Genomic DNA, 15282 nt, shown 5'->3' on the forward strand with positions numbered 1-15282 from the left:
AAGCGGCCGGCATCCGCAGAGGATACCGGCCGCAAGAGAACACTGGGGCAGGGATGGCGGCTGGAGCAGGGCGGCGGAGCCGGGCTATGCTGATGGCGTTTCGTACCGGCGCGCCGGGCGCGGCACGGGCTGCGTCCACCCTTTCGCGAGCGCCGTCCCGGGCCGATCCGCTTTTGCCGCCGTATAAGCTCGGAGGCGAGCCGTCATGCAGGGCAAAAGGGGAGTTTCAGCACAGAGGGACGGCCGCCAGCCCCTGCGTCCCAATGTCGTAGAGCGGATTCGCATTGAAATTGTGTCAATTTCCCTGCTGACGCCGCCCTCATACTACGGAAAAAGCGTGGTTTTTCCGTGTGTTCGGTTACGAGTAGTCGCTCTCGCGACTACCCGAGCAATCCGCATTTTCACTATGGAATCGCTTTAGATGGTGGGCTTGCCGCAGGCCTTGAGGTAGGCGTTGACGGCATCACGCCCGCCGACGAACTCCATCATTTCGGGCCAGACCTTTTCCATGGCGGCCTTCTTCCACTGCTCTTCGTCTTCCAGCTGGGAGATGACGACGCCGTCCTTGATCAGCTCTTCCTTGGCGGCGCTGGCTTCCTTGATCTGGTATTCCAGCACGGCCTTCTGAGCCACCTTGCCGCCTTCGATGACCAGCTTCTGCAGTTCAGGATCCATCTTGCGGAACACGCGCTCGCTGATGATCATGGGCTGCAGCTGATAGGTATAGTGCACTTCGGAAAGGTACTTCTGATTGGCTTCCTGGAACTTGTTGGCCCGGAAGCCGATGTAGCCGTAGCACTGTCCGTCCACCACGCCCTGCTGCAAGGCCGTGAAGGTCTCGGCCCAGGAGATGGGCGTGGGGCTGCCGCCAAAGGCTTTGTAGGCGGCGATGAGCACCGCGCTCTGAGGAACGCGGAACTTCAGACCCTGCATGTCGGACATCTTTTTGATGGGACGCTTGGAGTTGGAGATGTACCGGAAGTCGGTATACGTCCAGGTCAGGATGCGGAAACCGGCGGCCGTGGCATAGCTGTTGAGCAGCTCGGCAGGCTTGCCGTTGGTGCCCGTCACCACTTCATCAAGGTTGGAGAAGAGGTAGGGCAGGGTCAGGATGCCCAGACGGCTTTCAAAGGGGACAAGATTGGCGATACCGGCAATGGCGATGGGCAGCGATCCCTTCTGCACGTTGCGCAGGCATTCCGTCTCGTCGCCAAGGGAGGCGCTGTAGAAGCACTCCACCTTGACCTTTCCGTTGGTCTTTTCCTCGATGAATTTCTTGAACGTGTTGCCTACGACGCCCATTTCCGAGTTTTCAGGGTCGCCGGCGCCGATATGCAGGGTGAGTGCCTGAGCCACGCTGCCGCATACGAGGAAAGCAGCGAGCAGCAGTGGGATGAGTCTGAAGCTTTTCATAATTATCCTCACTGGTTAAATGGGTAAATGGGATGAGCCAGGACCACGAAGGCGAGAAAAGACCTCCTTTTTGTTAAAGATTTCACATATTATCATAAAATATGAGTTTTACTTATAGATATATTAACAGATAATTTTTGTGGCTTTTCCTGTAGTTTTTATACATTTTTTAAGAAAAATTTGTCAATATGAGGGTAAATGATATTTTTATTTTAAAAAAGATGTATGAAATATTTTTTATATATATGTATCGCGCAGTCGTGATGATATAAAATTATTTATGATTTTAGAGTGTTGAATGCGATTTTCAAGGAGCGCGGGACGGCGGGCCGGATAAGGCCGACGTGCCTTTCGTGCGGCAGTGCGGGTATGCGCCCTGCAGCGCTTCCGCCACCAGGCGGCGGTTCCTCGCAGGGGCGACAGGGCAGCCTGCATCCATAAGGCAAAAACCAGCCGCGGAGTCCTCGGGCAGCGAAGGAAACAGAATCGTCTGTTCGCTCGAAACGAAAAGGGAACGGATGGGGGGGAGCCTGGGGCCTGCCGATGTGGCACGTTGTCTCACAGGGCTGCGGAGAGCGGCCGGCGTCAAGGCATTTCCAGTGTGGCCGCCGGGCGTTGAAACCATACGGTCTGACGTTTTGCGGAAAAAATGCGGCTGTCCGCTCACGCTGGCAGGGCCGGCTGTACCGCCGCCTCGCGTGTCGCCTTTGGCAAAGGCAACACGCTCCAAGTCATGGCGCGGCGCGGCAGGCGTTACGGGAGGGCGGACAGCCGGGAAGGGATGGAGAAGCGGCGAGGCGGCTAAGAAAGGAAGCGCACGTCGTTCGCGGCGGCAGGCAAAAAAAGCCCCCGCCGTAGTGGCAGGGGGCTGTCGTCAGGAGGTTTTTTTGCCGGACAGGCCGGCTTTGGTGCGGAAGCTCTGGTAATGGAGGTTATACTTGCGCATGCGCAGGCCCATGATGCGGTCAGTCAGGCCGAGCGCCTGTGCCGCCTTGCCCATGTGGCCTCCGCTGGCCGCGAGAGCCTCCACGATGCAGGAACGTTCCAGTTCCGCCACGCGCTGCGGCAGGGTCGCGGCATGTGCCGGGAGGACGCAGCAATGTTCCGGCGTCACTTCCTGAGCGGCGCGGTATTCGCCATGCAGGGAAAGGGGCAGATGCTGGGGGAGGATGATGTCTTCCCGGTCCATGAGCAGGACGGCCCGTTCCATGACGTTTTCCAGCTCGCGGACATTGCCCGGCCAGTCATAGCGCTGCAGCATGTCCATGACCGCCAGGGAAAGGCGCGCATCCTCGCGCCCGTTGGCACGGGCAAAGCGCTGGGCAAAGCGGCTGGCCAGGGGCAGGATGTCGTCCTTGCGTTCCCGCAGGGCCGGCAGGCGGATGGGGAAGACGTTGAGGCGGTAGAAGAGATCCCGCCGGTAGTCGCCCGACTCCACCATGCTTTCCAGATCGCGATTGGTGGCGGCGATGATGCGGACATCCACATGGTGGGTATGCGTTCCGCCGAGGCGTTCAAAACACCGTTCCTGAAGGACGCGCAGCAGCTTGGCCTGTACGGGCAGGCTCAGCTCCCCCACTTCGTCAAGGAACAGGGTGCCGCCGTCTGCCAGCTCAAAACGTCCCTTGCGCAGACTGGTGGCTCCGGTAAAGGCGCCGCGCTCATGGCCGAACATCTCGCTTTCGATGAGATTTTCGGGCAGAGCGGCACAGTTGAGCGATATGAAGGGCCCGGAAGCCCGCGGACTGGCCGCATGGATGGCGCGGGCCGCCACTTCCTTGCCGGTGCCGGACTCCCCCTGCAGGAAGACCGTCGTCCCGGCATGGGCGACGTGCTCCATCTGCTCCAGCACATGGCGCATGACCGCCGAGCTGGTATGGAACAGCTCCGCCATAGTGGAGGCCTTGCTGACCGTATCGTCCATGAAGCGCTGGCCTTCAAAGGCCGCATGACCGAGCAGGGTGGCGATGATATGCAGCAGATCCATTTCCGCCAGCAGGGTCGGGGTATCCGCCACACGCCTGTCCACGGAAAGCGCGCCGACGGACTGCCCGGCGATGCGGATGGGGACGCAAAGGAAGGAGAGGGCCTCGTGCTGCAGATCGCGCGAGCCGGTACGGTTCAGGAAGAGCGGCTCGCCGGAAACGTCCGCCACGCACATGGCCTGCCCTGTCTGGATGACACGGCCGGTCACCCCCTCGCCGCGTTCATAACGGCCGCGCAGGCGTTCCGCCTCCTTGAGGCCGCAGGAAGCTTCGATGCGGATCTCTCCCGTCGCCGGAGAGATGAGGGTGACGCTGCCGCGAACCACGGGCAGCGTCCGTCGAAGACGGTCAAGCACTGCTTCCAGCGCATCGCGCACCTTGCCGGGAGAACGCATGATCTCCGCGATGTCACGCAGCAAAAGCAGTTTCGCCGCGTCATCGACAGAGGGAACCGAAGGAGAAGGAGAAGTCATCTGTCAAACCGAGGGTTGGAAGTGGATGAAAGGGCGGCTGCGGCGGAATCGGGGAGGATGGCGCACTTGACGCACCCGTCTTCACGCCGGGCAAAGACTCTGTAGGCTTCAAGGATATCCCGCAGCAAAAAGGTATGGGTGATGAGCGGGCGCGTATCCAGACGGCCTTCCTCGATGAGCCGGATCAGCCGGGCACTGTGGACGGCGTCCACGCCGCCGGTCTTGAAAATGAGATTCTTGCCGTACATCTGGGGCAGAGGCAGGGTCTGCGCCTCCTCATACAGGGCCACCAGCGCCACGCTGGCATTGGGACGCGCGGCCTGCCAGGCCAGACGGAAGGTGGCGGAGTCGCCCGCGCATTCGATGACGGCGTCCGCTCCCCGTCCCCGCGTCAGATCGTGCACCTGACCGGCGAGAGCGGCGGTGTCCGTTTCGTCCGCGGCGCATATGACCTCGTCCGCCGCTCCCATGCGCTGCGCCAGGGCAAGCCTGCCGGCGAGCCTGTCCACGGCGATGATGCGGGCCGGGCCGAAGAGGCGGGCGCAGAGCATGGCGCAGATGCCGACCGGACCTGAGCCGATCACAAGGACGGTATCGCCGGGCCGGATGGCGGCCAGCTCCGCGCCGAAATAACCGCTGGCCAGCACGTCGCCCACCAGCAGCGCCGACAGGTCGTCCACGCTGTCGGGCAGAACGTCAAGGCCATTGTCGGCAAAGGGGACGCGCACATATTCCGTCTGGCAGCCGTCGATGCGGCAGCCCAGTTCCCAGCCGCCCTGTTCGCAGTTGTTGACGAAACCCTGGCGGCAGAAAAAACACTGCCCGCAAAACGTTTCCACATTGACGGCGACCCGTTGGCCAGGACGGACGCGGCGAACTTCACTGCCCGTTTCCACGACCTCGCCCACGAATTCATGCCCCAGTACGACGCCGGGCCGGGCTCGCGGGACGGAGCCGTTGAGTATGTGCAGATCGCTCGTGCAGATGCTGGAAAGGCGGACCCTTACCAGCGCATCCGTCGGGGCCTGCAGCCTGGGCAGAGGACGCGATTCCAGACAGGGGCCGGTATCTCGAAAGACAAGTGCCTGCATGATAGCCGGTATTCCTCTTTTTTAGTCAATTTTTTCGGCTAATAACATCTTGTAGGGGGAATTTTCCTGACTTCATAAGTCAGAAAAGGGCAACTGGCAAGCCTGAAATGGCACAGTAAAAAGGCGAAGGGCGCGAAAAACCGCGCCAGCAGAGAAAAACAGGGCTGAAATAAAAAAAAGGGACGCCCTCGGAAGGGCGTCCCCGAACGTGACGAGACGGAGCGGTCTAGCCGCGATGGTTGGCTTCGTCCACCACCACGCGCAGGACGCTTTCGTTGATGTTGTGCGCCATGTGGACGCCGGCCAGGTTGCCGTCCACCCAGATGATGCGGGCGGGCGTTTCGTGCAGGATGCGGGCAAACGGCCCGTCGGCGCTGTCCATCTTGACCTCATCCTGTTCACGCAGGCTCGGCGGCGTGTCGAAGCGCAGACGGAAGCCGGAGATGCTGGCGTCGAGGATGGTGGCGAAGAAGGGCACGCCCGCCATGTTGGAGACGCGCACGGTATGCACTTCGGTGATCTCAAAGCGTTCGTCGCCGCGGCGTTCGCTGCGCATGGCGTCGATCATGTGCCGCAGATCATCGGAGAGCTTGCGCAGTTCCTGGGCGTGGCTGGAAGATTCGCGCATGTTCTGCGTGGATATCTTGGCCTGCTCGGAGAAGTTCTCCATCTTGCGCAGCACGTCTTCGCTGGCGTGGGCCTGATCCGTGGTGACCTGCGCCACGGCGGCGATGTCGTTGACGGCCTCGCCGATGACGTTCTGGATGTTGCTCAGGCGCTCGCCGGAATTGTCGGCCAGCTCGGTGGCCTGGCGGGTGAGGGTGACGCATTCCTTGGTGGCCTTGGAGCTTTCACGGACGCTGTTCTGGATGCCCATGATGGAGCCGGCCACCTCATCCGTGGCGTGCATGGTCTTTTCGGCCAGCTTGCGGACTTCGTCGGCCACCACGGCAAAGCCCTTGCCGGCCTCGCCGGCCCGGGCCGCTTCAATGGCGGCATTGAGCGCCAGCAGGTTGGTCTGATCGGCGACGTCCTTGATGAGCTCGAGCACGTTGCCGATGTCCTTGGCCTGCGTATCGAGGGAGGCCATGCTGTCGGCGACCTTGGTGGTCTGTTCGTCCACTCGGGTGATGCAGGCGATGGTGCGGCGCACCACTTCGTAGCCTTCCTGAGCTTCCTTCTGGGCCGTCTGGGACTTTTCCATGCTGAAGCTGGTCTTGAGCGCGGCCTCCCGCATGGATTCCGCCATGACGTGCATGCTCTCGGCAGCCGCGACGGCTTCCTGTTCCTGCTCCGTAGCGACCCGGCCGGTATTTTCCAGCTGCTGGAAGAGCTGCTGGAAAGCCTCGGTCTGGGTGGTGGAGATCTCCTGCGCGTGGCTGGCGGACATGTAGATACGGTCGTTGAGCTGGGCGATGCGGTTGCGCTGCTCGTACATTTCCGTCAGATCGTTATGCAGGGTGAAGACGCCCACGAGGGTGCCGTCAAGGTTGAGCAGGGGCGAAAGGTCCATGACGATATGCTTGGTCTGCTGGCGCATGTTGGTGAAGGTACGCGCGTAGCCGAGCACGGGCTTGCCGGTATGCAGCACTTCGTCACAGATGGTCTTGCGGGATTCGTCATTGTAGAAGAACTGGCTGACGGTGAGGCCAAGGTAATCTTCGGGGTGCCCGTCGCGTCCCCAGAGATCGAGCATGAGCTGGTTGATGAAGGTGATCTTGCCGTTGGTGTCGCAGATGGCGAGGGGGGAGGTCATGCTGCGCATGAGGCCTTCGCTGACCCCCAGCTTTTCCTTGATGATGGCTGACGTGGTGTCGAAGGCGTTGGCAAGGCGGCCGATCTCGTCGCCGCGGTCGATGGCGGAGGGCTCGAAGATGCCGCGGGCGGCCTTGTCGGCTACGGTGGTGATGCGGGTGAGCGGCTTGCAGATGTTGCGCACCAGCAGCACGGAGATGGTGAGCGCGAAGATGATGTAGACGACGGCGGCGATGAAGGCGAGGCTCAGGGCGTTGCTGACGCTGGTGGCCAGGTGCTGCAACAGACCGTCCTTGGAGTCGGTCAGCAGATTGCGGGACTGGGAGAGGAGCTTCTGCACGTCACCGAGAAGGGGCAGGGTGTTGCCCTGCAGGGAGGCGCGCGCCTCGTCATGCCGGCCGGCGTCCATGTGTTCCTTGATGGTGTGGGCCGAGGCATGCAGCTTGGTGTGCACGTCCTCCACCTTGGCGAAGATGGCGCGCATGTCGGGAACTTCCTGTTCCAGCTCCTGACGCTGCGGACCGTAGAACCATTTCCCGAAGTCGCACTGACGGCCGTCAGTGGGCACGCTCAGGGGGATCTTGCCCTGCTGCAGCACGAAGTTCTGCACATTCATCGCCCACTGCAGGTGAGCGACTTCCGCCGCCAGAAGGGCGCCGTCCTTGGAGGGCTGGCTGAGGATCTCGGCATCCTTGTTGACGATGTCGAGATAGAACAGCATGGCTCCCATCGTTATGAGGAAGAAGAGAATGAAAGTGCAGAATGTGGCATACAGCTTTTTGCCGACGGAAATGTCAACCCAACGCATGGAATCCTCCAGTTCACGACAATGACAGCCGGAGCGCTGTCGCACAAATGCCTTGAAGGCACTTTTGATAACTATACGCTTTATCGCCCGCCGGCGCGCGTCCTTTATGGCTGCGGGGGATTTTTTGTGGCCTTGTCGTTCGTATGATACCGCGTGTGCGGCGGATAGGCAATGCATGCGGCAAAGCTTGACCGTTTTTGCCGGCCGAACGCGATTTTTCTTGCCTTGTGCCGTACGAGCTCGTAGATTCGTTGCAAAGCAGGATGGTCATCCCGTCCGTGAAGATGAGGAGAATGGGGATATGTTGCGGCTGTTCCGGCGATGTGGCGTGCTTGTGGGTTTTTTGTGCCTGCTGTGCCTGTGCGGGGCAAGCCGGGCGGAAAACGTGCGCAAGGACACCTCTGTCGCCCCCCTGCATTTCTTCCTGCCGGAAAATCTGCGCAAGGACTATGCCGCCCAGCGTGTGGTACGGGTGGGCTGGTTCGATCAGCATGCCGTCTTCAAGGAGGACGGCGGCAAGGTGTGCGGCTATGCGCCGGCCCTGCTGGAGGCCATCTCCCGCTATACGGGCTGGCGCTTCGAGTGGATCCCCATCCCGTTCGAGGAGCTGGCGGAAAAGCTCAATAATGGGGAGATCGACATTTCCTGCGGCATCTCCTACACGCCCGAACGCGCGCAGCAGATGACCTTCTCCAAACTGCAGGCCGGCTTTGAGATCACCACCCTGCATGTGCCCCGGCAGAGCAATGTCCACTACATGGACTTCAAGGACTTTGACGGCATGCGGCTGGGCTTCTACAGTGGCACGTACGATCAGGACATCTTTCGCCGTATGGGACGGCAGTTCGGCTTCGATTTCAGCATCGTGGAGTTCGACGAAAGCCTGGCCATGCTCCGTGCCGTGCAGGACGGCAGTGTGGACGGCTATGTGGACGGCTGCCTTTCCGGAGAACAGACCAAGGTCGCCGGCACCTTTGCCATCGAGCCCTTTTATTTTGTTTCCCGCAAGGGGGACGCCGTGTTCATGCCCCGCATCGACGAGGCCATCCGGCAGATGCAGATCACGAGTCCCCGTTTCTTCTCCTCCCTCTTCGACAGTTTCCTCAACGTGGGCAGCAATGTCGCCATAACGCTTTCCCGCGGGGAAGAAGAATGGCTGGCCGGAAAACCCGTGCTGCGCATGGCCTACAGCCGGGAGCAGGAACGCATGGATCCCCGCCGGGGCCCCTTCCTCAAGCGGCTTACGCTGGAGCTGGCCAGGCGGGCGGGCATCACGCTCGAGATCGTGCCGGCGGACAACTACGAGGAAAGCCTTGCCATGCTCCGCAGGGGGGAGGCCGACCTCGTCAGCAATGTTCCTCCTGCAGCCGACTTTGCCCGGCGTTTCGGCATCTTCGTGGGGCAGTCTTACTATAATGCGCCCATCTCCCTTGCCATCACCCCCAGCGCCAGGCCGGGGACCGGACTGCGCATCGCCACCACCCGGGAATTCCTGAGCGTGCAGGAGTCCTACCTGCAGACCTATCCTTCCGACCGTTTCGTCCTCTATGCCACGCCGGAGGAATGCTGCGAGGCCGTCAGCAGGGGAGAGGCGGAAGCCCATCTGACCGCCTATCCCGGCCTGATCACGCCAGCCGGTCTGCCGCGCCGGCATACCTTCACCATCACGCAGGCCTTCTATCCCATGGCCTATGGCTTCGGGCCGCATGTCTCGCCCTACGCCATCTCCATTTTTGACAAGAATATCCTGGCGCTTTCCGGGGGACAGGTGGAGACGCTGGTGATGGACCATGTGCCGCAGACCATGCAGGAGATGCTCATCGGCGTGGTGCACCGCAACATCCTCTGGATCATCACGGGGGGCGTCCTGCTGGGCGGGCTCGTATTCTGGCGCAGGGGCAAGGCCAATCAGAAGCACCTGCACGCTCTGGAAAAAGTCGCCTACACCGATTCCGTCACCGGCGGCATCAACCGGGCCCGCTTCCTGCTGGAAAGCGACGAGATGCTGCTTGACGGCGCGGACGGCTATGTGGTGGTGAGCATCAATATCCGCAAGCTGGTGCAGATCAACCGCTCCTGCGGCTATGGCAGCGGGGACTGGACCATACGGCGCTGCTACGCGGAGCTGCAGAATCTGACGTCCGGCCATGAGCTGGTGGCGCATGTGGGCGGCGGGCGTTTCCTCTGCCTCTGGCACTGTGCGGAAGACAGTATGGTCGAGGCGCGCCTCACGACCTTCTTCCATGCCGGCGCGGCGCTTGGCGGGGAGCTCGGTCATGCGCTGGTGCTGGGCTGCGGCATTGCCCGCATCCAGAATTTTGAGGGCCGGGTCGCACCCTTCGTGGTCGCCGCCGAGACCGCGCAGACCAGCATCGGCGACAATACGTACAAATCCTCCTATGCCTTCTACGATACGGAGATGGACGCCATCGTCCTGCGCATGGCCGCGCTGGAAAACCGCATGCAGGCCGCGCTCGGCGCCGGGGAATTCGTGGTGCACGTCCAGCCGCAGATCCAGCTCGCTTCCGGCAACGTGAGCGGCGGCGAAGCCCTCGTGCGCTGGATGCCGCCTGACGGCAGCAAGATCTACCCTGATGAATTCATTCCTCTTTTTGAAAAGAACGGCTTTATCCGCGAGCTGGACATCTATGTGCTCGACCGGGTGTGCCGCTGGCTGCGGCAGCGCCTGGACGAGGGCCGGCGCGTGGTGCCCATCGGCGTGAACCAGTCCCGCGCGCTCTTTTTGACGGACACCTACTGCGAGCAGTTCATGAGCGTGCTGGAGCGGCACAACATCCCGCATGACCTCGTGGAAGTGGAAGTGACGGAATCCCTGGCGGGCTTCAATGAGGAGCTCGTGGTGTCCAACCTGCAGCGGCTCAAGTCCTGGGGCATCAAGGTGGCGTTGGACGACTTCGGCAAGGGCTACTCGTCGCTGACGGCCCTGCAGATCTTCCCGGTGGACGTGCTCAAGCTGGACAAGGAGTTCCTGTCCAACAAGTCCAGCCCGGCCATGCTGGAGTCTCTGGTGCATCTTGGCAGTAAGCTGGGGCTCAAGGTGCTCTGCGAGGGGATCGAGACGCTGGATCAGCTCCGCTTCCTGTCCGGCATAGGCTGCACCTACGGTCAGGGCTACTACATCGCCCGGCCCATGCCCTTTGCCGATTTCGAGGCCTTCCTGGCCCAGCGGGCCAGCTTGTAGAGGACGCAGGGAAAAGCGGCATGCGCCCACCTCAAAGCCGTCGGGCGGCGCCGTGCCGCCGCGTCGCCTTTTGCCGTATTCGCCGGCCAAACGTTCCAGAGCCTGCCGACTCAATTTTTACAAACAATTTCAGGGAATAAGATAAGCAAGCCGTACACGCTCCGCTTGTCTTTGGGGGCCCAGACTCTTCCTCCGCTCCCGACATCCCTGTTGGCCAGGAGCCGTAATGCGTGCTGGAAAGGGAGCCGCCACGACTCCGCCGCCGGCGTCCGTACGGTCCCGGCGTCGCATCGGACAGGCGGGCGTCAGTCGATGCGCTGTTCCCGCGTATCGCGCTCCCGTCGTTCTTCAGCCTTGCCGAGGAGCGTATCAAGCGCGTGTCCGTCCAGCGGGAATTGGGCGATGCCGAGGGCAAGGTGGCAGCGCAGCAGGCGGGGGCCGACCGGCAGAGGCCCGGCCAGCTGCAGATTCAGGGCCTTGAGCAGGGGCCCTGTGGCTTCCCGCTCCACCAGCAGGGTGAATATGGCGCCGCCGGTCCGGTAAAGGCGCGCGGAGCGCGGCAGTTGCGAGCGTATCAGCTGGGCGACGGTCCGCAGCAGGCGTTCCCCGACGTCATAGCCGAACTCTTCGCATAAGGCATTGAAATTGGTCAGCCCCATGCTGATGAGGCAGAATTTTTCCCGGGTGGCGATCCAGCCGCCCACATCTTGTTGCAGGCTGGTCCTGTTCAGGCAATGGGTGAGGGGATCATGGCAATCCATATCCATGAGGGTGGCCAGCTGCGGGATATGCCTGAACAGCCAGACGATCAGCGCGCTGAGCAGGAGGCTCAGCAGCACGGCCAGGCTGTAGAGACAATGCGCATACCAGGTCGGGATCCAGCCGTTGCGCGGTTCGATGGCCAGAGACCATTGCCCGTTGGGCAGGATGCTGCTGATCTCCAGCGGATCGACGAGCGCTTCATACGGGCAGCCCGCTATCCGTACAGGCTCTCCGTTTTCCCCGTCGCGCCGGAACAGGGCGTAGCGAAGGTAGGATTTATGGCTGAAGGCGGGCGAAAAATTGGCCAGGAAATAATCCATCTCGATGACGGCAATGGCGAAACCCCAGAAGGTATTGCCGCGCTCGCCGCGGTAGACGGGCAAACGGCAGAGCAGGGCCGTACCGCCCTGGCGGAGAGGATAGGGCCCGTAAATGCCCGGCAGGCCGGAATCCCGGCTCTGGATGGCGTCCTCTTTCTGGGCGGGATCGCTGAAGAGATCCAGCGAGGCCACATCCGGCTGGGGCGGGTAGCTGTAGACGATGCGCCCGTCCGGCGCCAGCTGCAGAGCGCGTATCTCCCTGAGCACCATGACGCCGCGCGCCCCTTCGTCAAAGTCGGTCACTCCCCCGTCGGGCAGGACGCAGCGTTCGGCCAGCAGCCGCGTGGTATTGAAGATATTTTCCATCTGCCGCGTCAGGTAGCCGAGCTGGGACTGCGCGATACCGTAGCAGTGCTGGCGTTCCCGCTGTTCCAGATGCCGCAATGCGGCATGGCAGCAGCTCAGGCTGATGCCGAGCAGGAGCAGGAAGATGCCCGCTAGCAGAAATTTTTTCTTGATGGACATGTGTCCTCCGGGCCCGTGGTCGTTCCTCTTCAGGGTACGACCGGGCGGGAGGAAGGTCAATGCGTGCGGCAGGCCGTCTTTCCCCGTCGCAGGCCGTCTTGTCGGCTGCCGTCAGCCGCGGCGATGCCCCTGCCGCCGGGCCCAGACGGTGCTGCACAAAAAACAGGCGCAGGCCACAAGGATGATGGTGGCCCCGCTGGCGGTGCCCAGCCAGCTCTGCGCGGAAAGCAGCAGGCCGGCAACGCCGCTGAACAGGGCGACGGCCTGCGCCCACCAGAACATGCCGCCCGCCGTGCGGGCAAGATGGCGGGCCGTTGCCGCGGGCACGATGAGCAGGGCCGTCACCAGCAGGACGCCCACGGCCCGTACGGCCATCATGACCACAAGGGAAAGCAGGGCCGCAAAGGCATACTGCCAGAGAGCGACCCGTACCCCCCGCGCTCTGGCCATGACCGGGTTGAGGGCGATCAGCAGCAGGCGGTTGAAGCCCGCGGCGGCAAACAGGAAGAGCCCCAGCGCGAGCAGGGCCAGGAATCCCAGTTCGGCGGGGCTGACGGTCAGGATGTCGCCATAGAGGAACTGGGTCATATTGCGGCCCATGCCCGGCGTCCGGCTGACCACGGCCAGGCCGAAGGCCACCACCGCCGAGAAGACGATGCCGATGGAGGTGTCCGCCGAGAGCAGGCTGCCGCGCCGCACGGCCATGATGCACAGGCCCACCAGCACGCCGAAGGCCGGCATGGTGAAGAGCGGATCAAGGGAGAACAGCAGGCCCAGCGCCACCCCCGCAAAGGCCGAGTGCCCGATGGCGTCGGAAAAGAAGGCCATGCGAAAGGTGATGACGCTGACCCCGAGGGCCGCCGTCATGGGCGCCAGCAGCAGGATGGCCAGCAGGGCCTGCTGCATGAAGGCGGCCTGCAGGCAGTCCAGCGGCAGCCGGCCGAGAGCCTGCGCCACAGGCAGCATATCGGGGAGCAGGACGGAAAGATGTTCCAGCATGGCTACCTCAGGGAAGAGGCTGACGGCGCAGCCGCGGCGGATGTGCAGGCGGGCGCGTCGGCACTGTGACAGTGCGCTCCGCACTGGGCGCAGGTCTCGTCCGGCTCTTCGCACTGCTCGGGATACAGATGGATGGGGACCCCGAAAAGGGCCCGCAGGGTCGGGGCGGTCAGTGCCGCATGCGGCGCGCCCGCCCGCATCAGGCTTCCGTTCAGGCACAGCACCAGATCGGCATAATGGGCCGTCAGCGACAGATTGTGGCTGACCATGATCTGCGTGAATCCCTGTTCTTGCCGGGCCGCGGTCAGCACCTTCCAGAACAGACGTTCGCCGCTGGCGTCCACCCCGGCGGCCGGTTCATCCAGCAAAAGCAGGCGGGGCCGTCGGGCCAGCGCGGAGGCCAGCAGCACCCGCCGCTGCTCGCCGCCCGACAGATCGCCCATGCGGCGTTGCAGCAGGTGTGCCGCCTGCACCATGTCCAGATGGCGGAGCGCCTGCTCCCGTACGGAAGCGGCTACGCCCAGCCAGAGCGGGCGGCGCTGGCCGCCCAGCGCCATGAATTCCAGGACGGTCAGCGGCAGGCCCGCGTCAAGCTGCACGTGCTGCGGCACATAGGCCATGCGCGGCGGCCGGCCAAAGGCGGGAAAGGTGACCCGCCCCTCGCAGGCGAGCTCGCCGGCGATGCAGAGCAGCAGGGTGCTCTTGCCCGCGCCGTTGGGGCCGATGATGACCGTGCTGCTGCCGCAGGGGATATCCGCGTCGATGTCCTGCAGGATGGTCAGCCCGTCGCGGCGTACCGTCAGGCCGCGCAGGCGCACGGCCACATCAGAGGGAATGGGCAAGGCGTTCCTCAAGCAGGCTGACATTGTTTTGCATGACGCGCAGATACTGGTCGGCAGGCACATCTTCAGGGCCCGAGGCCAGAGAATCCAGGCATAGCAGAGGGATGTCCGCCTCCTGCGCCAGCATCCGCATGGTCCGGTCCGTAAACTGCTCTTCGCCCAGAAGAAGGTCAGGGCGTTTTTCTCGCGCGTCCGCCAAAAGCTGCATGAGATGGCTTGCTGTCGGGGCGTCGGAAGAAGCGGCCTGCACGATGCCCAGCACTTCAAAACCGGCGTCCGCCGCCAGATAGGCCAGAGCGTCGTGCTGCAGGAGGACACGCGGGCGAGCTCCCCGCGGCGTCAGCTGCCGCAGGCGCTGCAGAAGATCCCGCATGCCGGCGGCAAAGCGGGCGGCATTCTCCCGGTACTGGCCGGCATGGGCCGTATCCCGCCGGGCAAGCTCTTCCGCGATGCTCCCGGCCATGCGCGCGGCAAGGCGCGGCCCGGCAAACACATGGGGATTGGCCTCGCAGGCGGCATGGTCGTGGTCATGATGTCCCTGTCCGCAAGACGCGACAGCCGGGAGCTTCCCGGCATAGCCGGCAAGGGTTTCGCCAAGGCTGGCCCCGCAGTCCAGCACATGCGTGCCGCGGCGGGCAAGAGCATCCCGGAAGGCATCCTCCATGCCCAGACCGTTGATGATGATGAGATCGGCCTGCTCGATCTGCAGCAGATCGGCGGGCGTCGGCGCATAATCATGCGGGCAGCCTGTGCCCGACGCCACGAGCAGCCGCACCTCGACGTCCGGCACGCCGGCCGTCACCGCCCGGGTCAGCAGCCACATCGGGTAGGTGCTGGCCAGGACGTTCAGCGTCGGGGCGGCTTGCGCCGCGGCCGCTCGCTGCGGGCAGGCAAAAGAAAAGATGGTCAGGAAGACCGCAAAAAAAAGAGAAAGGAACTTCATGATCAGCAGGCAGGTTGATGTTGATGTTCTTTTTCTTTAGGTATGCCCCCCCGGCCTGTCAAGTGAGGGGTGTGGGAGCCTTGCGGCATGGCTCTGTGGGGGGGGGTGGGGGCGTGGGGGGGGGGCCAGGGGCGAGGGGGAGTGATAATAGGATTGGCACCAGA

The 15282-nt window shown here is 63.0% G+C and carries 9 protein-coding genes; 1 reads left to right on the forward strand and 8 read right to left on the reverse strand.

What is annotated here, in order from left to right:
• Nucleotides 1-417: 417 nt before the first annotated feature.
• The 4 genes from Q0K12_RS07815 to Q0K12_RS07830 all read right to left on the reverse strand — a co-directional run bounded on the left by Q0K12_RS07815 (nucleotide 418) and on the right by Q0K12_RS07830 (nucleotide 7438).
• Nucleotides 418-1413 (reverse strand): TRAP transporter substrate-binding protein, encoded by a 996-nt coding sequence (locus Q0K12_RS07815; protein WP_297261711.1) that lies wholly within the window; start codon nucleotides 1411-1413, stop codon nucleotides 418-420.
• An 874-nt stretch (nucleotides 1414-2287) separates the two neighbouring features.
• On the reverse strand, nucleotides 2288-3793 hold the full coding sequence (locus Q0K12_RS07820; protein WP_297261712.1) for a sigma 54-interacting transcriptional regulator: 1506 nt from the start codon (nucleotides 3791-3793) through the stop codon (nucleotides 2288-2290).
• 74 nt (nucleotides 3794-3867) lie between these two features.
• A complete protein-coding gene (locus Q0K12_RS07825) occupies nucleotides 3868-4962 on the reverse strand; it encodes an alcohol dehydrogenase (protein ID WP_297261714.1) in 1095 nt (364 codons plus the stop codon).
• A 226-nt stretch (nucleotides 4963-5188) separates the two neighbouring features.
• Nucleotides 5189-7438 carry a methyl-accepting chemotaxis protein gene (locus tag Q0K12_RS07830; protein WP_297261716.1) on the reverse strand — a complete coding sequence of 750 codons (2250 nt, stop codon included), beginning with the start codon at nucleotides 7436-7438 and terminating at the stop codon, nucleotides 5189-5191.
• Between the two features lie 388 nt (nucleotides 7439-7826).
• Here Q0K12_RS07830 and Q0K12_RS07835 point away from each other — a divergent pair, with 388 nt between their 5' ends.
• A complete protein-coding gene (locus tag Q0K12_RS07835; RefSeq protein WP_297261719.1) occupies nucleotides 7827-10727 on the forward strand; it encodes an EAL domain-containing protein in 2901 nt (966 codons plus the stop codon).
• 305 nt (nucleotides 10728-11032) lie between these two features.
• Here the strand turns inward: Q0K12_RS07835 and Q0K12_RS07840 are convergent, their stop codons facing one another.
• The 4 genes from Q0K12_RS07840 to Q0K12_RS07855 form a co-directional block, all read right to left on the reverse strand.
• Entirely contained in the window at nucleotides 11033-12334 is a 1302-nt protein-coding gene (locus Q0K12_RS07840; protein WP_297261721.1) for a diguanylate cyclase, read from the reverse strand.
• A 111-nt stretch (nucleotides 12335-12445) separates the two neighbouring features.
• Complete coding sequence (locus Q0K12_RS07845; RefSeq protein ID WP_297261723.1) at nucleotides 12446-13333, reverse strand: metal ABC transporter permease; 888 nt, start codon at nucleotides 13331-13333, stop codon at nucleotides 12446-12448.
• A 2-nt stretch (nucleotides 13334-13335) separates the two neighbouring features.
• Complete coding sequence (locus Q0K12_RS07850; protein WP_297261726.1) at nucleotides 13336-14175, reverse strand: metal ABC transporter ATP-binding protein; 840 nt, start codon at nucleotides 14173-14175, stop codon at nucleotides 13336-13338.
• Complete coding sequence (locus Q0K12_RS07855; RefSeq protein ID WP_297261727.1) at nucleotides 14159-15118, reverse strand: metal ABC transporter substrate-binding protein; 960 nt, start codon at nucleotides 15116-15118, stop codon at nucleotides 14159-14161. Before Q0K12_RS07855 ends, Q0K12_RS07850 begins: the two co-directional genes overlap by 17 nt.
• Between the last annotated feature and the right edge of the window lie 164 nt (nucleotides 15119-15282).

Origin of the sequence: uncultured Desulfovibrio sp., from assembly GCF_944324525.1 — a bacterium.
Taxonomy (GTDB): Bacteria; Desulfobacterota; Desulfovibrionia; order Desulfovibrionales; family Desulfovibrionaceae; genus Desulfovibrio.